The 23,209-nt window shown below is 44.9% G+C and carries 14 protein-coding genes; 3 read left to right on the forward strand and 11 right to left on the reverse strand.

The window, feature by feature from the left end:
- Window positions 1-36: 36 nt before the first annotated feature.
- The 5 genes from K1M91_RS13105 to K1M91_RS13125 all read right to left on the reverse strand — a co-directional run bounded on the left by K1M91_RS13105 (window position 37) and on the right by K1M91_RS13125 (window position 12,204).
- Entirely contained in the window at window positions 37-8,391 is an 8,355-nt protein-coding gene (locus K1M91_RS13105; RefSeq protein ID WP_232802393.1) for an Ig-like domain-containing protein, read from the reverse strand.
- 226 nt (window positions 8,392-8,617) lie between these two features.
- Window positions 8,618-9,235: a tail fiber protein gene (locus K1M91_RS13110; RefSeq protein ID WP_232802407.1), complete on the reverse strand. Its 618-nt coding sequence runs from the start codon at window positions 9,233-9,235 to the stop codon at window positions 8,618-8,620.
- A gap of 147 nt (window positions 9,236-9,382) precedes the next feature.
- Window positions 9,383-9,859, reverse strand: a complete 477-nt coding sequence (locus K1M91_RS13115; RefSeq protein WP_232802409.1) for a hypothetical protein — start codon at window positions 9,857-9,859, stop codon at window positions 9,383-9,385.
- 149 nt (window positions 9,860-10,008) lie between these two features.
- Window positions 10,009-10,959 (reverse strand): formyltransferase family protein, encoded by a 951-nt coding sequence (locus K1M91_RS13120; protein WP_232802411.1) that lies wholly within the window; start codon window positions 10,957-10,959, stop codon window positions 10,009-10,011.
- A 6-nt stretch (window positions 10,960-10,965) separates the two neighbouring features.
- Window positions 10,966-12,204 (reverse strand): hypothetical protein, encoded by a 1,239-nt coding sequence (locus tag K1M91_RS13125; RefSeq protein ID WP_232802418.1) that lies wholly within the window; start codon window positions 12,202-12,204, stop codon window positions 10,966-10,968.
- Window positions 12,205-12,662: 458 nt separating this feature from the next.
- On the opposite strand from K1M91_RS13125, the gene K1M91_RS13130 reads away from it, so the two are divergent.
- The 3 genes from K1M91_RS13130 to K1M91_RS13140 are packed head-to-tail and all read left to right on the forward strand — an operon-like array spanning window position 12,663 to window position 14,702.
- Complete coding sequence (locus tag K1M91_RS13130; protein ID WP_232802420.1) at window positions 12,663-13,178, forward strand: hypothetical protein; 516 nt, start codon at window positions 12,663-12,665, stop codon at window positions 13,176-13,178.
- A 59-nt stretch (window positions 13,179-13,237) separates the two neighbouring features.
- Window positions 13,238-13,855 carry an alpha-ketoglutarate-dependent dioxygenase AlkB gene (locus tag K1M91_RS13135; RefSeq protein ID WP_232802422.1) on the forward strand — a complete coding sequence of 206 codons (618 nt, stop codon included), beginning with the start codon at window positions 13,238-13,240 and terminating at the stop codon, window positions 13,853-13,855.
- Window positions 13,856-13,904: 49 nt separating this feature from the next.
- Window positions 13,905-14,702 (forward strand): hypothetical protein, encoded by a 798-nt coding sequence (locus K1M91_RS13140; protein WP_232802435.1) that lies wholly within the window; start codon window positions 13,905-13,907, stop codon window positions 14,700-14,702.
- Between the two features lie 150 nt (window positions 14,703-14,852).
- Here the strand turns inward: K1M91_RS13140 and K1M91_RS13145 are convergent, their stop codons facing one another.
- The 6 genes from K1M91_RS13145 to K1M91_RS13170 form a co-directional block, all read right to left on the reverse strand.
- Complete coding sequence (locus tag K1M91_RS13145; protein ID WP_232802443.1) at window positions 14,853-15,695, reverse strand: phytanoyl-CoA dioxygenase family protein; 843 nt, start codon at window positions 15,693-15,695, stop codon at window positions 14,853-14,855.
- Window positions 15,696-15,698: 3 nt separating this feature from the next.
- Window positions 15,699-16,547 carry a DNA-binding domain-containing protein gene (locus tag K1M91_RS13150; RefSeq protein ID WP_232802450.1) on the reverse strand — a complete coding sequence of 283 codons (849 nt, stop codon included), beginning with the start codon at window positions 16,545-16,547 and terminating at the stop codon, window positions 15,699-15,701.
- On the reverse strand, window positions 16,544-17,554 hold the full coding sequence (locus tag K1M91_RS13155; protein WP_232802458.1) for a DUF692 domain-containing protein: 1,011 nt from the start codon (window positions 17,552-17,554) through the stop codon (window positions 16,544-16,546). Before K1M91_RS13155 ends, K1M91_RS13150 begins: the two co-directional genes overlap by 4 nt.
- 77 nt (window positions 17,555-17,631) lie before the next feature.
- On the reverse strand, window positions 17,632-19,749 hold the full coding sequence (locus tag K1M91_RS13160) for a ferritin-like protein (protein WP_232802460.1): 2,118 nt from the start codon (window positions 19,747-19,749) through the stop codon (window positions 17,632-17,634).
- A 243-nt stretch (window positions 19,750-19,992) separates the two neighbouring features.
- Complete coding sequence (locus tag K1M91_RS13165; RefSeq protein ID WP_232802462.1) at window positions 19,993-21,198, reverse strand: SAM-dependent methyltransferase; 1,206 nt, start codon at window positions 21,196-21,198, stop codon at window positions 19,993-19,995.
- Between the two features lie 97 nt (window positions 21,199-21,295).
- Complete coding sequence (locus tag K1M91_RS13170) at window positions 21,296-22,465, reverse strand: MFS transporter (RefSeq protein WP_232802464.1); 1,170 nt, start codon at window positions 22,463-22,465, stop codon at window positions 21,296-21,298.
- Window positions 22,466-23,209: the final 744 nt, after the last annotated feature.

Below are 23,209 nucleotides of genomic sequence, written 5' to 3' on the forward strand. Positions count from 1 at the left end.
GCGCCTGTTATTTATCTACGACCTAAGAGCGAGCGTTTATCGCTCATCAACGGGCCATAGCGGTTTATTACGGCGTATAACCACTGCTGCTAGCATTAACCCCACGAAGACAAACCCTATACTGCCTCCTGATGATTTGCCTCCATCCGTTCCCTTTTGATACACCGTTACTGATACTTTCACCTCTCCCTGAGCCCTTGCGCCAAGTTCATCTTGAATGATGTAAGTAATAATATCGACACCTTCAAAACCCAGTTTAGGACTGTAAGTCAGTGTACCATCAACGCCCACACTTACTTGCCCTTGCACCGCTGAAGCACTCAACACTGACAACACACCACCTTCGGCATCACTGTCGTTACTCAGCACATTAATCACAATACTGACTTGATCGGTCGTGGTGGCACTATCGGCATTGGCTACAGGCGGATTATTAACCACCACATCAACTGTAACGGTATTGCTCGCCGTGCCGCCTTGTTGATCTGAGATGCCATATTGAATGGTGGCTCGGCCAACAAAATTGGTTGCAGGAACATAAAGTAGCTGATTACTCACAATGCTTACCGAGCCAAAATCAACGGTGGCACTGGTGATGACTAACGCATCACCATCGGCATCCGAATCATTTGCCAACACATTAATGGTGATGGAATTGCCCGCTGCGACGTTGACGGCATCGGCTTGCGCCAGTGGCAGGTTATTACTTGTTCTCATAATCGCCACGCCACCGGGGTCAACAATAGTGCTGTTAATCACCCCGTCATCATCATTAGGGCCACCATCAACAATTTGCAATTGCACACACCAATGGCCTTCGGTCAACCCTTCGGCCCAAGCCGCATCACCCGGAGGTGGACAATAGCCAGCCTCACCTGGCGATGAAAACACCCGATCTTCAGCGGTGCTCACAAAATCGCGCCACTGGCCAGAGAGATACTTACGGTAAACCGCATTGGCTGGGATAGGCAATCGTTGCGGCAATACCACTCTCATCGCATCACCCGCTTGTGGCAGCTCAGTGATGATAAAATCGAATATACCGCCCGTGTTCTGCGCGGCCTCATCAACTGGCGTTTCACTTGCGAGTAATTGCGCGCCACCTGTTTGGTTTTGCGCCACCGTTGCACCTTTTCTTAAACAGCCCCCGGGTTCACCTTCAACTAAGAATTGCGTTGCATCACCAACCTGCTCTTGCAACACATTACATTCATTAATCGAATCGAGATAATCAGGAATACCGTCTTTGTCGGTATCACCATAGCCCTCTTTATCATCAGGGATCAGGTCGCCATCTGTATCTTGTTCAGTCAATGCAACTAAACTGCTGACCACTTCAATATAAACATCACTTCGAGAGCTCAAGCTCGGAGTACCATCATCCGTTGCAGTCACCGCTATTTTATAAACGCCAACCGGTAACTGCGCTGGAGAGAAAGTAATAATGCTTTCTTCATTGGTAGGGATAAGCGTGATCGGCCCATTAGCTGTGAAATCTAATGCCACACGGTCAGCAATATTGATGTCCGTTGCCGTCGCGGTCAACGTCACTAACTGATCGTTGGCAACCACTAAGTGTCGTGTTTGACCATCTTGTGTGACCGCCACTTGTAGTTTCGGCGCCACATTTTCTTCAACAATGCTGATCGTCATCGTCGACTTCGCGCCAAGGTTAATGCCATCAAGTAATTGCAGTTGAATGGTCTCGGTGCCCTCTGCGACAGCGTCGTCAAACACATTAAAGGTTACCTCGCCTACCAATCCTTGCGTGATGATGATTTCACCGTCGCTTAAATCATGGTCGCCACTATCAGCGCTGCCCAACACGGTATAAGGCACTGTCACAGGGTAGCTCGGCGCGGGACCATTTAAATACACCTTAACGGTCGTACTCATCCCCTCCACCACTTGGCTGTCTTTTTGCATCGAGATCAACGGATTAACCTTAACCTCTTGGCTAGCAATAGCTTGTCGCCCTTGGTTATCGGTTGCTTGCCAATACACTAAATGATTACCCGGTGTAAATACGGGAGCTCCGCTCGCCAAGGACACAGGGATCGGATTACCCAGACTGTCTGTTGCCACCGCTGTGCCTAAATTCACTTTTGTAAACAGCCCTGTTGCATTAACAGTAAGATCCGCTGGTGTGACAATAGTTGGCTCATTACCACCACTTTTACCATTGATGATGATATTAGCATTAGCTTGGGCACGGGCTTGGCTTCCATTTTCAATTATATAGCTGACAATTATCGGCCCCTGTGTATTGCCTGGGGTTTTCAAAGTCAGTTTGTTGTTCTCAATGAGTACGGTGCCAATGGACGCTTTAGCTCCAGTTATTTTCAATGCTCCACCGTCTGGGTCTACGTCGTTGTCTAACACGGGTAGTGCATACTCATTTGATACAACCGCATCGAAAATAAAGGTATCGTCTAATGCGATAGGCTCATCATTGACGGCACCTATATTCACTGTGATCGTAGCAATGTTCGACTTAGCGCCTTCACTATCCATAATCGAATAATTAAAGCTATCACTCCCCGTTTCATTGGCATTAGGTGTGTAAGTGATCGTACCATTAATTAGGTCCACAGCCGCATTACCCTTCATAGGCAAGGTTTCAAGGGTAATAGCCCCTGTTGGGTGAGTGTCCTCAATATCCGTTGCACTGGCTCTCACCGTCAGGGCCTCTGTTGCGGTATCCTCCTCTATACTTGGAGTGAAATTAGCCGCAACAGGCAAATCATTGATAGCGGTAATCGTGACAGATACTGTTGCTGCATTAGACTCCGCTTGTTCGGCATCTTTCACCGTATAGGTGAAAGAATCCGCGCCATTGGCGTTGGCGTTCGGGGTATAAGTGACAATACCATTACTCACCGACACTTGCCCTTTCGCTGGCGCCGATTTAATCGTGACTAATGAAGCCACTATGTTGCTCTCTGGATCAGTATCATTACTCAGAACATTGATTTGATTAGCACTGTCCTCATTCGTCGTCAATGTGTCATTCACCGCCGATGGTGCAACATTGTAGCGCTTTGTCACCGTATCACTGAATGCTGAACTGATATTACCTGCGATATCTTTTACTAATACCGTTAAGGTGAGTGTACCTTCGGCTAAGTTACTAACATTGATTCCCGATACCCGTTGGGCGGTACCCGAAACTGCCACTGCACTTGTGCTATTTACCTTATTCGTTCCATCTGAAATTTGATAGGTAAAAGAACCACTCCCTGCGCCTTCTAAACCAGATAAAGAGAAGCTCAATGCCGTTTCATTGTCTGCATTTATGCTACCCTGCTCGATAGATACCGACACCCCGCTCGGTGCCACCGCATCAATATTGATTGACAGACTAGCACTATCCGTCGTATTGCCTGCGGTATCCGCTGCGCGTGCCAATACCAGGTGAGTACCCGCTGTCATCGCCGAATTCACCGTAATGGACCAAACACTTCCTGTGACTATCGCACTGCCAAGCATGCCATCTACATCCGAAATCAGTGTGATGGTATCGCTATTTGTCCCTTGGCCGGTAAACGTGGGGGTTGTATCGCTTGTGATATTATCGGTATTTGAGCTCCCATTGTCTGTACTGGATGTCATGTCCGGTGTACTTGACGCATTGGGAGACTGAGTATCAATCGTCACGTTTAATGCACTAGAGCGCCCACTGACATTATTCACACTGTCTGTGGCCTCTGCTGTAATCGCATGCGTAAGACCCGATGTGAGCGCAGCAGTCGTAATTTGCCAGTTGCCACCCGTGGCGACAGTTGAACCGATTACCGTATTACCACTACCAACCTGGCTACTGTATAGCTTCACTGTTGCGCCACTTTCTGCGCTGCCACTTAACGTCGGCGTGGTGTCATTGGTGATATTATCGGTATTTGATGGGCCATAATCTGAAGCGGAATCTAAGTCCGGAGTCGAAGGTGCACTAGGTGCAACATTATCAACCACTGTAATAGTAAATGACTCTTGGAAAGTCGCATTACCGTCACTGGTTTGAATACAAATAGTGTAACTACCGGGTTGCGTTGAGACTTTTGTTTGCAGCGTATTAGCGGTAAATTGGAAGCTACTATTACCACTACTTGCGCTACAACTACCACTATCACTCGCATTGGCATTAACCAAACTATAACTATGACTGTCACTGCTATCTATATCAGTGCTGGTTGCGGTAGCCACCGCGGCCCCTGTCCCTGTTGCTGATTGATTAATGCTAGTGGCCGACAGCGCGATATCCGTCGGCGTATCGTTTTGCGCCGTAATATTAACAACGGCTTGGTTACTGCCCGTGCTATCAATGGAGCCATCATTAAAGGTGAAATTAAGCGTAACAGATGAGGCAGGATCTTCAGAACTGTTACGATAGCCTATCGACTGTAATACACCATCAACGATGGCTGAGGTAGCACTACTGTTAAAGGTAAGTACCAAGGTGCCGGCTGAATTTGTCGTTACCGTTCCCACCGAGCTTGCATTGTATGTAAAGGTATTGCCTTGTACTAAGCTGCCCAACAGCCCGGTATGACTAAACACATCCTGACTATTCGCACCACCAGAGCGCGCTAAGGTTACTGTTGCGCCATCATAGTTACCATTGCCGCCATTAAGGGCATCTAATTCAGTATCAGCAACCGTCATATCGTTATCAATGCTAACGGCAGAGCCATTTTCAACAAAGGTAGCGCCACCATTTAAGCTACTAAATACGGGCACCTCATTTGGCGCAATAAAGGTAATGACGGTATCACTGCCACTGTCGGCAACGGTATAAGCCAAACTGGCAGCAGGAGCATTGGTTAAAGATAAGGAAAGCTCTGAGATATTAAAATCGGTGGCATCGGTATCCACCTCCAATGTACTGGTGCCGTTAAACCGCACATTCGCACTCGATAGTCCAGTCACGCCTGTAATGGTTATTTGATCGCCAATGGCTAAGTCCGCGATAGTATCGCCAGATAAATCTGAGGCGCTTCCGATAAAGTTATCACCACCTGCATTACCCGTCATCGTATCGGTGCCAGCCCCCGGACGAATAATATCGGCCCCGCTGCCGCCAACAAAGGTATCGTCACCGCCTAAATCGGTGGCCGTGATTGATAATACATCACCAACAAATGCTGAAGCATTAATTGACAAGTCATTGGTGATGGCACTGCCTGTGGTGTTAGTAATAGCAACGGTTTGCCCATCGGCATTAAAGTTGTCTGTCAAGGTGATGGTTGATGCGCTATTCGTCCCTATAGCAATCGCGTCTATGGCAGAAACAGAGGTAGCTGAGAAGTTAAATGTCCCACCATCCATTAGCTTAAGGGTTTCACTGCCACTCGCACCGTTTATGGCACTAGTAAAGTCACCAATATTGGCTGAATCAATGGCAACTGTTGCACCGCTATTCAAAGAAAGGGTGCCTATGTTGAAAAAGCTGCCGCCCGTTATATCTGCGCCATCAGACACTTGCACCTGATCAGCCACTGTATTTTCACCGCTTAGCGTGCCAGTGAATGAACTTCCACCAATGGCAAAAGTAACCGCGTCAGTCGCTGAGTTAGCGGTGACACTGGTTGCATCACTTGCCACAGTAATGGTTCGGGTATTACTGCTATCATCACCTAAGTTGTAATTTTCAATACCTGCTAAGGTGGTGACATTACCATCACCAATTAAGCTGATAGTTTCTACGCCAGCAGCGGTTAAAGTACCGGTAAAGTTACCATGCTGAGCTAAAGTCATGGCTACCGATGCGCCCGAAACCAAGGTTAAATTAGCAACACTGTTAATCGTTGCTCCGGTAATATCAGCGCCCGAACTAAGCGAAAGTGTATCTGGCGTTGTACTATCCCCGGTGATGGTAGCGGTATAAGTGAGCGCCCCTAAATCAAAAGTCACCGCATCACTCGTCGAGGTGCCCGTAACTGAATGGCTGCTATTACTGACTGTCACCGTTCTCGTATTAGTGCTGTCATCCGCTAAGGTGTAGCTTTCTATTGCCGAAACCGTAGTGATATCGCCATCACCGGCAATGGTTAATGTTTCACTACCGGCCCCAGAAATCGTGCCACTGAAGGCAGATAACTGCGCGGCATCAATACTGGCAGCACCACCGTTGGCCACCGCCAAGTTTTCAAAACCACTCACGGTTGCGCCTGCAATGCTACCACCATTATCAATCGATAGCGTATCGGTACCAGCACCGCCCGCTAAGGTCCCTGTTGCGCTTAAGGCGCCGACATTCACCGTATCATCGCCGCCACTGCCGGTTAAATTCTGCCCGGTACTGCCAAGGATAAAAGTATTGGCCGTCGCTAACACATAGGTTTCAATAGCGCTATTACCGGTTAAACCATCCGTTGCTGAACTAATCGTAATCGTTTCTGCGCCAGGCGCTGTCACAGTAGTAAAACCATCATGCTGCACCTCGGACATCGTAACACTTGCGCCACTGGCAAGCGTTAAAGACTCAAAGGCTGAAAAAGTCGCGCCGCTAATATTTGCACCATTACTTAGTTGCAATGTATCTGTGCCAGTGCCGCCACTTAAGGTACCCGTTGCCGTCAAGGCGGCGATATTCACGGTGTCGTCACCGCTACTACCGGTCACATTTTGTGCTGCCGTGGCCGCGTTAAATGTCATCGCTGCGCCAAGCACATAGGTTTCAATATCGGCATCACCTGTTAGCGATTGATCGCCATTCGCACTGGCTATGGTAAATTGGTTGTCGCCCGTGCCATTAATAGTACTAAAGCTTTCATGCTGTGATTCGCTTAACGTTAATGCACCATCGTTGTCTGGTGTGAGCGTCTCAAAATTAGTCAAACTTGTCAGGCCAGTCAAATCAACATTATCCACAGCAAATAATGTGTCTGTACCATTCCCACCATCCGCTGTTGACCCTGTAGCATGGCTTGTGTTGGTAATAGCTAATGTTTCGTTGTCGTCGGTAAAGGTAATCGCAGGTGATAAATTAGTACCGTTTGTGGTGTTAAAGCCAGCGGCGGTGCTATTGGCAGAAGTAACATTACTAACGCTAATCGTCGCCGTGCGACTAGTGCTATTTGCAGTACCGTCGTTTATCACAACCGTTACTGTTCTCGCTGTCTCATTGGGTGAGCTAGATGTGTTGTTATAGCTAATGTTCTGTAAGAAAGTCTGTACTTCAGCAGCCGATGCCGTTGCCCCAGTCACAGAGATGGTATCTTGTAATGTAATGTCTGACGAACCCGAAATACCCGTTAACGCGTCTTGCACTGCAGCGGTTACATTTAGCCCTTCCGACGCACCATCTTGGTCATTGGTCAAACTCACCGTAATGGTCGTTATTGTATCGCCATCAGCCTCTGTGACCGTAGCACTTGGAGCGATATTTAAAGCACCACTGCCCTCAGTAAACGACACGCTATTATCATTACCGCCAGTGCCTGAGTTCAAATCCACATCTGGAATAGTATTGGCTGTAGAGAAATTAAATGTAGTATCGTCACTAATCCCGGCAAAACTGTTACCCGATGTATCATCAATCGCAGTTGCATCAACTCGAATAGCATAATTACGGTTTCCAGTTAAGTCACTCGTTGGGTTTAAATATACTTTATCGTTTACAATACCAATACGCCCCGCGCCAGGGCTGCTATTTGCACCGTCACTTTCTGTGGCTACGTTAAACACTTCAGCATCACTGCTACCTGTGACATCGCGAATCGTAATATTACCCGTACCCAGTGTAATATCCTCATCAAAATCGATTACAATGTTATTACTTACAGACACATCCGTGGCATTGTCATTAGGGGTCGAATTACCACTGTCAAAAGTGGGGGCAGTCGAATCAGTTGGGGCAGCAGTAAATTGAATATTATCAACGCCCACATGAGACGAATTAGAAGGGTAATCATAACTCATTGTTACAGAATTAACCGATGTCCAGTCACCTGGTGTTAAGGTGGCAACAGAGCCAACAATAGCCGGATCATCCGCATCAATACTGACCGCCGTACCACTATCTGGTGTAAAAATATAAATACCATCTGATAGATTAGAAATTTCACCCATTTGAAACTGGCTTATATTTATCGGTGAGCTAAAGGTAATGGTCCAAGTATCACTATTGTTAGAGATGCCAGGATCTAAAAAGCCCGCAGTAAGGGTTATATTATTACTGTTTGACTGAGTTGCTGTTAATGTAATACCGTCTACCGTGGTCGTTAGCGTTGGTGTTCCAGAGCCAGATACTGAACTAAAATTATATGTCCCTGCAGCAGCATGAGTGCTATAAATGATGGACATAAACAAGGCTAGTTTTGTCATTTTATGATAGTTAACACACATACTCTGTGGGTTAACATACTTGGGAAATGCGAAATCAAAGTGCATTGTTTAAATCCTCGGTATCTACTCATTCATTTAGTGACTGCCATACATAACTCTAACTGGCGACCCTAAAATTTGTGCTTACTTTTAGCGAAAGTTCAGGCTGTTGAACGTATATCATCGCCACTAATGCCGATGATATACTTTCTCACTGAAACTAATTGCAGGTTAATGGTTGCTACTAGCGCTATTAATAGCACCTTAGTTAATAACTTAACTAAAGTGAGTGCTAACTTCTTGATGGGTAAATCCCCTGCAGAGCTACTAACCAGTTAAGAGGTAACAAGGGATTAATTATTCCAATTGGTTCGGAACCTCCCGTTGTGCCTACAGTCACGGTTCCACCCTCACTGCCACCACCAGTTACTGTAAGACCCGGTATGTCTACTAAGTCAACCCCAGCTAACCCAGGCGCCACATAGTTATTACTAGCACTACCCGCTGCTAAGTAAGTGCTTGTACTTGGCGTTGTAGATGTACCTCCATTAGTTGCAACTTCAAGTTTTGCTGCAATAGGGCTCCCACCACCCGAGGACGTAAAAATAGCAGTATGAGAATGCGCTGGCATCTGGCTTGTAGCCAAACTTATACGCTCAGTCCCCATCATTATACCTTGTCGATAATCATGCCCTCCTCGCATCTGCCCTTGACCAACTGGGCTACGGCCTCGTAAATCTGGCAAAGCAAAGGTGGTACGAGCATCGCCACCATACATCGTCCCAAACAATGAAAACAAAGCCGTATTCTCGCTAATTGCCTGCATCTGCCCCCAACACACACCCCAATTTTCAATGGTAAAAGTACCGCCGAACGCAGTAAGTGTGCCAATAAATGGTTCAGTAGCCATATTTAATTCCTCATAATTTGTTTTATACTCTTGTTGCAAAACAACACAAACAGAGTGTGTAATTTAGTTTTGTTCTCAGTTATAACCCTGTCGCGAACTGATCGCGATGTGTGCTTACATACAACTTAAATTCACAATGTAAGCCGCCTACTCTGCCTGTGACTCTTGTTCATCAACGCCACTAGGCAAAAATACTGGTGGTATAAAAAACTCTGGTAGTGAAACACGCCGAGCTTCTCCTGATAGCACTTTGTCTAAGCACACGGTACCAATATCATTCACGCTTAGCTCAAGTTGTGCATCGTCACTGCTTGGAAATCGCCAATAAAGTTCAGTTGTTTTGTAACGTAGTAATGCCATTTGTTCGTACTGATCAAACTCACTGGGGCTTTCACAAGCTCTATCATGAAAGTTCTCTAATTTTTGCTTACCCAAAAACTGCACTAACAAAGACCCCATACCTGGCACATCAATGATTGCATTTTCTCCAGAGGCTATCGTGAGCTCTCCTTTGCCCTCAAGTGGTGCTATTTTTTCTCCATTGTCAGGATATGCACCACCGTTAAAAGGGTAAGCTATCAGCTCATATCCATAACGGTTGGTTAAACCTATCTTAATATTCATATCTATCTCGCTTCTGAAAGTTAAGTTCAGAGCATAGTTAGACTGCAGAATTGATAAACTACAATGGCCTTAACCATTTATCGTATCTTTCTCAACTAAGCCACCATAAAAAACCAATAAATCAGGATTAACATTCTCCTGCTTAGCGCCTAAGCATCATCACAAGCGTTGATATTTTCAATTACCTGCCCAGGCTCTAAGCCAAATAAAAGCGCAAATCGATAACCATCAAAACAACCTTGCGAAGACCCTACAATATCTAATTTAACGCCACCGTCATGGGTTTTTACAATTAAGCCCCGGCTACTATCAAGCTCCACAATGGTACCGGGACGAATCCCTTTCAATGAACAGTCAATTTTAGTGGCTTGCAGTAATTGAAATGTGCTTTGACGAAATTGAAAATACGCACACAAACTATCAAAATTACCCGCTCTAGCCATATTGACAATGTCACTAGCACTGGTTGTGTACCAGTTAATGAATAAATCGGATTGCAGTAATGCGGGGGCCTGTTTAAAACCTTCTTGATCTTGTTTACGCCACTCTATTTTGTTTTCTTGATCCAATTGACAGAACTGTGAAATCAAATAAGGTAGGGCTTGAGCTGTTTTTTGATATAAGCAGTGAGTCGTATCAAAGGGATGTATTTCTATATCAACATCCAGTGCAATATCACCACAATCTACTTCTTCCGAGACCTTGTGTAACGTTAGTTTTGTGAAAGTTTCGCCATTTCTTATCTGCCAATATAGTGGTTGCGGCCCTCTGTATTCTGGCAAAGGACTTGGATGTATATTTACTAGTCCATCATTAAAATATTGGATCAAAGGCGATCTTATTATGTGGCGAAATAAGTAAATCAAACCACGGTTAACTGCCAATCTATCCAGCTGCGCAACCAGCACTGAATCTTCGGTTTTATTGTATGATAGTGTTGTAACTTGATGATGCTGCAGCCATTGTTGTAACTGCACTAAATCAGGGTTCGGCTCAGCATCAACCAACACCACACAGGCCAGCTGGCTTGTTTGCAGCAAGTATTGAATGGCGGGTAAACTTTGGCAACTTCCGCTAAAAACAGCATATCTTTGCATCATCAGCTCCTATATTTTTACCGGCACAAAACCCGGTAAGCCCGTTAACTGATAATAAAACTGCACCGAGTCACCACTGTTTGCTACAAAGTGAGTATGCTCAACATCACGAGGCTTGGTATCAATATAAAACGTCATATCGGGCCTGGGGTGGGTGATCCCTGAGTCATATTGCCCAACTCCCTCCTGTGCAAAAGTATCAATATGAGCATAAACCGCTAGAATACGCTTATCCATATCGTCAACGCCAACGGGCAAGGTAACTTGGCTTGCCGGAATAACCTTGACGCCGTCTTGCAGTTCCAACTCTTGCATGTTGAACAGCGTCGATTTGTTTATACTCATTAGCTCGCCAAGTTCGACCCTATCTCGCTGTGCATCGGTATCGGTATTTAGCGAGTGGCTATATTCCACTTCTTTCCATTGCTGATTAAATTCCGTTTCACCTATGACCATCATGCCTCGGATCGAAATATTCTGCGGGATCATCCAACCATCTATTTTCAGAAATTGCACTAAGTGCTTAGCAATACTGAGCTGCCCTTCTTTGGTAAAGCCATGTTGCATCGCTTCTAGCACAAGTAAATCAATCGATTCTTCAGGCCTATATTCAGTGGCATCAACCTCTTCGATACGAAGAATGTAGTCATCCAGTTGTAAGTCTTTAACTAATTGCTTAAGTGTCATAATGGCGCCGGGATGAACATCAGCCAAAATAACTTGGATCTGCTGTCCAGTGAGTTTTTGGCTATCTTTGTAGTAACTTAATAAAGGCAATAGCAAAGGGGCAAAAGGGCCACATGCAGGATAGAGAACGGTAATTGAAGACACATGTTTTAATTTACTTTGTATTGCTTGGTCAATGCCTCGGGCATATCCTTTAATGCGATAAACATCCTTGATGGTATGCTTACAATTGTGGGGAGACATAATTAAACCCGATGCCGACACATATTGCCGTGTTAACTGTGCTTGGCTCAGCTCAGCTAATGCCATTGATTGCACGGCTTGGTCGTACATAGCGTCAAAGGCTTTAACTAGCGCTTGATGCTGCGTTTCTGTATCACTTAGCACTAATGTCATTGCATTAACAAAACTTTGTTGTAATTGCTGCACCCGTTGTTCAACTGTGAGCTGCTGCTTTAACAAAGATTCAAGTTGCGTTCGGACTGAGTGCTTAAGCAGGGCGTCAACTTCAGGCTCTGCGAACGGCAGACCCGAGGTAACCTGTAAATGTTGTGCTTCCATGGTCAAATATCCTTAAGAACTCATTTTGATTCGCACCAAACAGCGCCGTCATTTTCGTGATGACTAAAATTAACAACCTAGTTTAAAATGATATAAAATCAACATTTAATTGACAAAAGTCAATATGAAATCACACTCATCACTTTTTATTTCAGAACGTTTCGATAGTCATCATATTTACACCATTATCGCTATAGATGATGAAAACACTATTTGCTGTGATATTTAGCAAAGCGGAGTTAATTTTACATATTCATAACAATTTTCATCAAACACCTATTCACCTACCAAAGCGCGCGGGCAAGCGCATTTCAAGCAACCAATCGTAGAGTGTTGGAGAAACTTTGCTACATTGATAAGACTTTTACTAAAACATGACTAGCACAACCAAGTGATATTCTCTCATAGGGCTAAAGCTCACTGGTTTATTGCCAGCCTAATCATTTAAGGATAAGTGGATGAATGAAACCATAACTCAGATTTGTGATTTTTTGCACGCGATCAACTTACCATTCTCCCTAACGTCCATTGAGAATGAAACATTCTTACTTGGTGTGAACCTTAATCAGGGCGCTTTACAAATTGATATAGACAAGGTTAAGTATGCTGGTGATATTCTTCACGAAGCTGGTCATATCGCAGTTTGCGAGCCAATATACCGAGCTCAATTACAAGGTAATGTGTATAAAAATGGCCTAAGAAATGGACGACAAAAGCAAGCCATGCATGGTGAAGAGATAGCGGCAATTGCTTGGTCAGTCGCAGCGGTGAAGCGGTTAAATTTACCGATGAAAACTGTTTTTCATGATGATGGCTATAGAGGCGCTTCACACTCTTTAATCAATGCTTTTGATAATGGGGCACTGTTGGGGCAACCTTTGCTTGATGTATGGGAAATGACCAGTTCTGTATATGGCTTCCCAACCATGAAAAAGTGGATCAGAGAGTACCGCTGGATAAAAGAATTACCTTAAAAATAAACAACATAAATACCTACTATCTCTTTTTAAGTCTGACTTTAAGGAAGTAAACAGTGAAGTTACCGTTAAATTGCAATGCCCAGTACTATTCACAGTTTATGTCCTCCAAACAAAGTAGCGCGCTGTTTAATTGGTTAGTAGCAAATCTTGACCTTAACCAACCTGAAGTTATTCGACTACCCAATGGCAAGGAAACACACATTTTGCCTTGGCGGATGATTTTCTTAGATCCACAATTAGCGCAATCTCAACTTTTTCCTTCACAACATGGCCGATGCGCCACTTGGTTTTCTTTGCTGACCCAACTGCAACAACAGATAGCTGACCTGACAGGCATCACGTTTTCTGTCGCTGTGTGCTTGTACTACCCAGATGGTGAAGAAAGCTTGGGTTTTCATAGCGATTTACCCGCCTTTGGCGCCACCGATGTCATTGCTTCTATTAGTTTAGGAGCCGAGCGAGCGTTTTTGATTCGCAGCCAAGATGATATCGAAAAGCAATATGAACTAAACCTTGAAGATGGCTCACTATTGGTAATGGGCAAGGGGTTTCAAGATAATTATGAGCACGCTCTCGCCAAAGGAAACAAAGCCACAAAGCCTAGGTTTAACATCTCGTTTCGACAATTTAGTTGGCCAGATGAGCACTCGCTATCCCAAAATAAAGAATAAAAAGCTGAGTAGAAAATTTGTAACTGATGCCCACAAATGAGTAACCCCAATGTCGAATAACAAACTGACCCAAGAGCAACTTAATCTATTGTGCCAAGACTTAGCACAAGTGCGGTTAATCGCGGATTTAAACCTCGCGCCGCAATTTCCCTTTTTTGCTAAGAAGCCCTACCCCATTGGTCGCTGTAGAGAAATCAGAGATGAGGTTTTCCGCTTATTGCAACAAGAAATATTCACCACCACTAAACCCGGGTTGAGCCTATTAAGAGAGCATATCAATCAAGGTATTGATTTAAAAAAAGCGTGGGGATCGCTGCGCGATGAGTATTTTCAAAATGCGTTCATTCTAGGCAAGTGGTACATAGATGTCGCCAACGATACGGTGAATCCGAGTAAGCCGAGGGTAGAAATCTTACCGCTCGCCTCAGCGCAATTTACTGCCATTAAGAGCTTTACACAATTTGCCAAAATAGCGCGTTCATACTGGCAAGTTGAGTTATATCGCAATACGGTTTGCCCAGCCTTGGCACCTTACATGCCTTTGCTTTGCGTGGGAAAAAATGGCGCCAGTTGGTTAGCAGCCGCGAATGACGATATGCTGAATGTAGCCATTAACAGCCGCTTTGAAGAGTCGAAAGTACCCTTAATTGAGATGCCGAATCCACCAGCGCACATCGCAAAGCGTTGGCAACAAGTGTTATCGGTTCATTCAAGTAATCCGTTTCTCGTCAATCAGGGCGATCCCGTTGAGTACTGTGAGAAATACGTAAATAACGGCCATCACACCGATGTCGCAAAACGCGATGCGGCGGTCATTGCTTATAGCGCACTGCCAAAAACGGTATAGGTAAAGTGGGAGCTGTAGACTAGCTCAGACTAATTCGCTCCTGATTATTAAGGTACGAAAGTTTCAACATTATTTACTCATGACTTATCTACTCATTCCCTTAGTGCATTAATAACAGTCACTACAGATATGATTACGGCTCGTGTCGACTTATGCTATACAATACTCAGCGGGTTCTATGCGTATCTGTTCAACATAAAAATCATTTGGCAGCTGAAAATCACTTTGTATTTTGTCTGGATTAAGGCTTTTAACTTGAGACATGAGTGCTTGGCGTTTTTCAATCCAACAGCTCGAGAATCTAGGATTATTAATGAAATGCGAAATAGCCCTAAACTCAAAATAAATCGTTCTTCGTATGGTAGAGCTAGCCTGTCGATCTGATGCGTGAACGGTATTAACATGATGAATAATGACGTCACCTGCTGTAGCCGCTACATCGACACTCTTTGACTTTTTTTTAGTCAGTTGCGCTTTTAGCTCAGAAACAGTCAATTGACTGGTATGAGATTGAGGTATCACTTTTAAGGCACCCTGATCTACTTTCGCTTCATCTAAATATATACCGACAGTGAGCACAGGTTCTTGCGACCTATCTCCAATATCGCGGTGCCAATCAAACCCGTGCCTATCTAAAGGATGCTTAATAACAAGGGATTCGTAGCTTGGTAAAACGGACTCACCGATAATGGCTTCTACGCTATCCATAAGTCCAGTGTGCGCAAGTAGATAAGCAAACTGCGGCTGAAACTGAAACAGATTATTAACTCGAGATACAAAATAACCTTTGTGAGTTTGCGTAATAGCGATATTTTCCAGTTGCAGCCTATTCGCATGTTGAGATTCCGTATCGTCGATTAAGCACTGACAAAGGTGCCTAAGCCTAATGATTACACTAGGTTTAATTAACTGCTTAATTAATACAAAACCATGTTGGTTTATGTGATCTAATAATAATTTGGTTGGCATATTTTCTGTTTCATTAGTTAACACTATTCACGCCTCCGCTATGTTCAATATTATCTGGCTTGCTGCAGCGGCTTTCGGCAACCAAAGCGTTAGCTTTGAGAGTAACTGGCTTTCAGTTAGCTCTGCACGTTGCGCAACCGCTGGCCAATTCACATCACAAGGCTCCGAATACGACAAAGCATTAATCACATCACTCTGCCACTTTTCAACCCTCATAAAAGCGACTCGAAAATGATTGCGATAAACCAAAATATGCTCTTTTTGTAACGAGGGGGGTTGCGGGGCAATTGCTTCTTCGCCTTTATCTCGCTTCGCAAGGTAGCTATCAGACTTTCGCATATAATCAAAAAGACTAAAGTCTGTGTCCACTAGGATACTGGTCTCAGGCAAAGAAAGTAATGGCCAAATCATGAATGAATCAACAGTAACTTTATTACGGTGTTCACAGCCTTCAGCCCTTAATGACACAGCTCTTGCTCTCTCTAACAGGGCTAATTGCTCCGGGATTTTAAGCTTTTCTGCGACCTCTTTCGGCACTTGCTGTGGTTGCGGTCGGGTGGAAGCTAAGAACTCAGCAAAGCCATCGCCCAGCTCATACAAGCTATAGTGCTTGGATGGGTTAACCGAAAGAAACCCAACGACAAACAGGTGAAACACCTCTTCGCCAAGAAACAAGACGAGCGATGGAAATTCAGCCTTCATGCATTCAATCAAGCGAAGCCGAAACCCCTGTTGATAAATAGCTAGCTGATGCTCAATAGCAAGGGGGCCGGTAGCAGCCATATTTTCTTCTAAATATTGATTTTGCTGTACGCCACCAAGAATGCGCTGCATTAACCACTGTTGTCGCTCGACTAGGTTATACGCTCTACTCATTGCTGCTCCAAAAACATGGAAGGTGCTTTTTCTAAATGTGCGGACAAAGGCGTAGATAGCTGTACAGAATCGGTGTTTGCCCCCGGCCGCAATGAGTCTGCTCGTTCTGGCATATCTCCTCTTATAACCCCCTTGGCCAAATTCAGCTCGGCGACCAACTCAGGAAAATCAGGTATGTCGGCGTCCCATTCCAGCAATGTGGAAACATTTCGTCCACATCTATCAATTAAGTCTCGGTACAGCGCCCAAACCTTATGATGTACTGGCTTATCATGTGTATCTATGATGTGTGTAGCACAATCAGTGTGCCCGGCCAAATGGCATTGAACGATTGAGTCTAAAGGTAACCCGTCTAGGTATGTTTGGGGGTTGAATCCCTGATTCACACTGCTCACGTAGATATTGTTAACATCAATTAAAAGCTCACAGCCTGTGCAACTTACCAGTTGATTTAGAAAATCCCACTCAGCGTAATCATTACCAGCAAAACACATATAGGTGCTCGGATTTTCTAAAACCAGCTTCCGCCCTAAACAGTCTTGCACCTTATTTACTCGCTCTGATACATGTTTTAGGCTCTCTTCAGTTAGGGGAACGGGCAGTAAATCGTGACTGTTTACGCCATTTACTCCAGTCCAGCACAAGTGGTCAGAAACCAATGCGGGTTGTAGATCGCCACACAGTTGACGTAACGATTTGAGGTAGGCTGTATTCAAAGGATCAGTTGCACCAATCGACATTGACACACCGTGAAGCGCAATGGGGTAATGCTCTCTCAGCTTGAATAAAAAGTGGCGAGCATAACCTTTATGATCGAGAAAATTCTCGGTAATTGCTTCAAACCAATCAACACCTGAATCACGAGGTAATAAGTGCTGCTCAAGCCATGGGAAGTGACAAGTTCGCAACCCTACCCCGTAGCCTAAACAAGCTCGTGGTTTGTTGAATCCCGGATCATATAAGGGCCTTATATCTGTATGATGTAAAAATGAACAATCTGATTTCATTACTTTTTCCTCTTTATCGACCTAAAACAAGGCTCCCCACCTACAAGGCGAACAGGGAGCCCAAAAATGTATTCACGTTAGGTTGACGGAGGAAACGCTAATCGCATATCAGACTGAGTGGTCGGTTTTTCACCTGGATTTTTACCCTCATGGCTCATGACCTTACTGTAGGCTTGCCACGCAATGTCATAAACCGCATCTCCTTCTTTAAACTCCACTCCCTCATTTGAAATTCGCTCTGTAGAGCCCGGTCTCAATTGATAAATAGGCATCAGGCCATTTTCAGGAAATAACTGTGATGCAGAGATGGGAACGGCACAGCCACCTTTGGTCGCACACGCATTATCTGCAGGAGGTGAATAAAGTGTCGGCGTAGGACATCCCGCACTTAATCCATCTTTGGATGCTGTTATTGCTAGTGTATTACAACCTGCTCCGCCGCCATCAATATCCTGAACAAAACCACACCCTCCTTCAGCCTTACAGCTATTTGAGCCCCGGCAAGTGTGGAAAATTTCTTTTGATGCACAGCTATTGCTTTCTTCTTGTGGGTCTGGCATTAATGCCATGCCTTGGCAAGCGTGGTAGAGATAATCTCGCTTCGCCTCTGGAATTCGCTCATATTCGCCGAGTGATAAGTCTGGCGCTTTACCAAAAACGGCCCAACATATGGACACCCTGTCTCCAGATCCAGACATTGAAGGAAACGGGAAACCAGTTTCGCTGTTACTCCAAAATTCATTCAAAACGGTGGTGATGCCTGCAATTGCGCCTGCAGCAACTCGACTCATTTCTTGCCAACTCGAGTCACCTTCACTTTTAAGATTGTTCAATGCATTGGCGACCGCCTCTGCTGAGGGCAAAGTACCTTTATATTTATTCTTTTCAAAATCTTCAGTTTGTAAGTCGCCTGCAGCCCACTGATTTTCCTGGTTGTTGTGCCAGTCTGCCCACGTTGTTATCTCGCCAGATTCTAATAACCCTTTAACCTGCTGAAAGCGATCATAATGATCAACTACGCCGCCAAAGTATCGGGCATGAGCACTCGCGGACATAGGTAGCGGCGCTCCGTTTTCGTCATATTGCACGTAATCTTGCTGAAGTGCTTGAAAGTTAGGTTGATAACTCGAACTGACAGGCGCGCCCACTAACCCTTGAGGCAAAACGGGCTCCGGGTCCACTTTCATCGTCGCCCCTTCACCCTGGTCAGTGATAGCATTCATGAGCTGAAAGATCTGTTGCTTCGCTTCATTCGCTGTTTTTGCATCAACCACCGTTTTCATCCTTGGAAACTCAGCCATAGGGTGGCCTTCACCTTCGGTATTAAACAGGTCTTGTTGCAGAGAAGTTGAATCAAACAGCACCTCAAACAATGTCATGCCATTTTGGTAGGTAATGTTCAGGTATGAAGCGAGACACTCATACATAGTGGCAATGGTGCCAAACTGCGGCAATTGGGATTCTGTTGATGTTGCTGACCAATCAGCAAAAGGCACAGCCCCAACAACGCCATCAGGCTGAGTGGCGATGTATTTACTTTTGGCTGATTCTTTAATTCTACTGGCCAATACATCTGACGGCTCTTCAATGAGTAAGAATAGGTTGAGGCTATTTGTATCAAGGCCACCAAGCGCGACCTTAACCGCACTATAGATCGGGTCTGAAAGGTCTTTAAGATCTAAAATATGGGGGATTTCCGTTTTATCTGGTCCATAACATATCCAGCCGTTATTTTGGTTTACCAACAATGGCGAAGTGAAGCTGGCAGCTTTTGCTTTTGATTCAACTGTCGGAATATAGCACCCCGATTTAGCTGCAATATCGGGGTAATTAACGGTCTTACCTAAGGCATTATGAATATTCGCAGCCATTTGCAAATGCAGCATTTCCTGAATAAACACGCTAAAGACTAAGTTACAGGCTTGTTCGTTCGCCGTCTGCGGACTGGCGGTTGGCGCAATTCCCGGCCAGCGGCGACCTAGATATAACGCGTTACCTTTACCTGTGATTGAGTGCATACCTTGTATCGAATACATAGTTGTCATGTACAAAGGTATGGTAAACAATTCCACATTGATAGCTGCCTGAGTAAGGCATCGCACCGCATTGACATCTGTAGGTAGATTGGTGATTTCTCGATTGGTTAACGCTGAATTCTGCTCAACATACATTCCAGCCAGACGTTGAAAGTCCATATTGCATCCTCACTTACTCTCTTTGATGGTTGTTCCTCAGCGGCCATATCAAACGATCTCGCTACCGAGGCATTCAGAGTGAAGTATAAGCACAGCGACGCATTTTGTGACTTTTGTTTTACATATATTTAACAAAAAATAACATTAGGGTGCTCCCGTCAAGGCCCCAGTGATAAGGCGATAAGCCCTCTCAAGATATTAAGTAAGGTATCGCAGCATGACTGCTGCGCCTACGCTCTCAACCTATTGCGCGAGCAAGCTCTCAAGGCACTGTTCTTCAATGCCATAGAAGGCTTTGATGTCAGCAATTTGCTGCAATATCGCCGTGTTATCGCGCGGCTGTTTGCGCTTTTGCGCCAGAATCATTTTGTTTTTACTGGTGTGTTCAAGGGAAATAAATTCAAACACTTGAGTATCATAACCATGAGCTTCAAGGAGCAGTGCGCGCAGGCCATCGGTGACCATTTCCGCTTCTTGGCCCATATGAATGCCATGTTGCAATAGTGGCGCTAGGGTTTGCGGACTCTTCATTTGCGGGCGAATTTGTTTATGACAACATGGCGAGCACATGATGATTTCCGCGCCGGTGCGAATGCCCATGTGCAACGCGTAATCGGTGGCAATATCACACGCGTGCAGGGCAATCATAATGTTGATGCCTTGCGCTTTAAAATGCTGCACATCGCCTTGTTCAAACTTAATGCCGGTTAAATCGAGCTTTTGCGCGGTTTTATTACATAAGTCCACTAAGCCTTGGCGCAGTTCAACGCCTGTTACTTGGGTCGGCACTTGCAGCTTATCCATAAAGTAATCATGCACGGCGAAGGTTAAATAGGCTTTACCTGAGCCGAAGTCAGCAATGTGAACTTCGCTGCGCTTGGCGAGGCCAGTGTTATCAATGGCGCGCGACAGCACTTCAATAAACTTATTGATTTGTTTCCACTTGCGCGACATGGCCGGAATAATCTCGCCACTAGCATCGGTAATGCCTAACTCTTTTAAATAGGGGCGAGTTTGTTCAACAAAGCGTTTTTTCGCGCGGTTATGAGGCGTTTCTAGATTGGCTTCGCTCACTACGCCCACTTTGGCGGTATTTTTATTGCGGTATTTGTTTTGCAGCACTTTCCCCTTTTTGCTAATGCTTAACTGAATTTCCCATTCATCGGTGATCAAGTGGGCATTAGAAAATTCGCTTTCTAGCCATTGCTGGCAAAGACTGATGGCCTCATCTGGCGCAACATTTTTGGTGATGTGGTTAGTGCGATATTCATATAAACAAGACACCAATCGCTGACTTTTTAGCTCAATAGGCCGAAAAGCAATACGCTTAAGCTCTTTATTGTCGCCGCGATATTTTGAAAACACCAAGCGTTGCAGTTGATTGTTAGCCATCGCATTGGCACATTCTTGTACAAAGGGATGAAGCTCAGCAGTATTCACGTTCGACATGGGGATCTCGTTTACATCAAAATTGGACAGCGCATTCTACACGATCTAACACTTGAAGATCTTGCCTCGCAGTAAATTAGTCAACTTGCCACGCTCGCTAATCACTCACCACCGCGGTCAGATTTGGTTTTAAGCCATGACTCTTTAGTAATACCACCAGCAGTAGCGCCAATAAAGGTAATGACGCTAAGTTGAGTACGATCCAGCCAAACTCAGCCAGCAGCCAACCCGAGCTAAAAGTTGCAATAGCGGCGAAGCCGAACACTAGCACCTCGTTAACCCCTTGTACTTTTGCGCCGTTTTTATGTTCTGATAGCTTCATTAGCCATTGACTGGCACCTAAAAATAAAAAGTTCCAACCTATGCCGAGCAACAATAAACCAAGGGTAAGCAAGGTGCGGCTTTGTGCAATTAGATTGACCAACAAAGAGGCGACAAGCACTAGCGCACCAAGTAACAACAGGCCTTTTAAGCCAAGGCGTTTAACCAATCCACTGACAAAAAATGACGGCGCAAACATGCCAATTAAATGCCACTGGATCACCCAAGCGGTATCTGAAAAATCATAATGATGATGGGACATATGCAGCGGCGTGGCGCTCATGATCAATACCATGACACCATAAGCAACGGCGGCGGTGAACATTGGCTGCCAAATTTCACCTTTGAGATCTAACGGCAAGTCAACCTTGGTGGAAGAGGCTTGTAACTGCGGCCATTGAATAAATAGCAGCAACGCCATCGCAATAATAGAAATAGGAATATAAAGCAGCACCGAGCTAGCAAATGCTTGCTCAAAGAATAGATGTTGTGTCACTGCGCCAAGGTTTGGCCCCACCACAGCAGCAACCACGCCAGCGGCCATCACCGCCGAAATAGCCAAGGCTTGACGATGTTTTTCTACTAGCTCCATCGCCGCAAAACGATAAAAATTGGCACTGGCCATCGAGAGACCAAAGGCAACACTGCCGAGCAAAAACAGTGAAAATAACTGCAATTTCACCGCGGTGAAAAAAATCACCCCAGCGGCTAAATTCGCAACGATGCCAAAGGCAAAAACCGGCTTACGGCCAAATTGCCCCATGGCCATGCTCAAGGGAAAAGAGCAGATCAACATGGTTAATATGCTTATCGCCAACGGCAAAGTAGCAAGGCTCATGCTGCCCGCTAGTGCTTTGCCTAATACTGGTGCTAAAGCGACAAACATCATGTTGCCAATCATAAACAATACTTGCACTAGTACCAGCAACATTATGTTAAGATTCATTCACTAAACTCCAGCAGCCTAAAGGCGTATATTCAATCTTGGCTAAAATAAAAGCCTTCGATTAATAGTTCTAATAGTCGCTATCATGCCGCTCAACCTTCGCATATTCAAACAATAAATTACGACCAAAATGAATCACCCACTACTAACCATAACGACACTAACAGTAAGCTAACAAAATAACTTCTATTATTAATTTTCTGGTTACGTGCTGAAGTACCAGCTGAGTGGCCAGTTGCCCGGTCTTTATCCAAACCACATGCGTAGAAATATTAAGGAAGGCGAATAATAAAATCGCCCATAAATAGCGGCACTACCAAATGTTGCCACAGCCGACTCTAGTAAATAATAAATACTTCAACACTACCTTTAGCATCAGGTAATTGAATAGCAACTCCATCCTGAAAACCTAACACCTTTTCAGCATCTTGAGCTTGCTATGACCCACTGCGCAAAAAACTAATAGCCACGCAAGGATTGATTGCGTAATAAATACAAGATCAATGCCGCACATTAACGGCTGCGAACATCGCGCGCCAACCTTCGCACCTGATGTGGCAAAAACCATATAGGCAGGCCCAAAACTAAATACTAATGGAAATACCACTAATCACAACACAATAAAACTCATTATTTATCATTCCGTTAGTAAAAAAATCAGCGTAAACCTAGGGCGTGTTGATCTTTCGCGATGGATTTTTGAGCAGCATGGTAAAGGGTTATAATTTGCTTCGCCAAAAGTAA

The sequence above is a fragment of the Motilimonas sp. E26 genome, assembly GCF_021278025.1.
Lineage (GTDB): Bacteria > Pseudomonadota > Gammaproteobacteria > Enterobacterales > CBDFNC01 > Motilimonas.

What these genes read in the sequence shown, in the direction of transcription:
- K1M91_RS13120 (WP_232802411.1), bottom strand. Translation starts at nt 10,959, where the DNA reads ATGATGCAAAGATATGCTGTTTTTAGCGGAAGTTGCCAAAGTTTACCC.
- K1M91_RS13130 (WP_232802420.1), top strand. Translation starts at nt 12,663, where the DNA reads ATGAATGAAACCATAACTCAGATTTGTGATTTTTTGCACGCGATCAAC.
- K1M91_RS13105 (WP_232802393.1), bottom strand. Translation starts at nt 8,391, where the DNA reads ATGCACTTTGATTTCGCATTTCCCAAGTATGTTAACCCACAGAGTATG.
- K1M91_RS13140 (WP_232802435.1), top strand. Translation starts at nt 13,905, where the DNA reads ATGTCGAATAACAAACTGACCCAAGAGCAACTTAATCTATTGTGCCAA.
- K1M91_RS13125 (WP_232802418.1), bottom strand. Translation starts at nt 12,204, where the DNA reads ATGGAAGCACAACATTTACAGGTTACCTCGGGTCTGCCGTTCGCAGAG.
- K1M91_RS13160 (WP_232802460.1), bottom strand. Translation starts at nt 19,749, where the DNA reads ATGGACTTTCAACGTCTGGCTGGAATGTATGTTGAGCAGAATTCAGCG.
- K1M91_RS13110 (WP_232802407.1), bottom strand. Translation starts at nt 9,235, where the DNA reads ATGGCTACTGAACCATTTATTGGCACACTTACTGCGTTCGGCGGTACT.
- K1M91_RS13170 (WP_232802464.1), bottom strand. Translation starts at nt 22,465, where the DNA reads ATGAATCTTAACATAATGTTGCTGGTACTAGTGCAAGTATTGTTTATG.
- K1M91_RS13150 (WP_232802450.1), bottom strand. Translation starts at nt 16,547, where the DNA reads ATGAGTAGAGCGTATAACCTAGTCGAGCGACAACAGTGGTTAATGCAG.
- K1M91_RS13155 (WP_232802458.1), bottom strand. Translation starts at nt 17,554, where the DNA reads ATGAAATCAGATTGTTCATTTTTACATCATACAGATATAAGGCCCTTA.
- K1M91_RS13115 (WP_232802409.1), bottom strand. Translation starts at nt 9,859, where the DNA reads ATGAATATTAAGATAGGTTTAACCAACCGTTATGGATATGAGCTGATA.
- K1M91_RS13165 (WP_232802462.1), bottom strand. Translation starts at nt 21,198, where the DNA reads ATGTCGAACGTGAATACTGCTGAGCTTCATCCCTTTGTACAAGAATGT.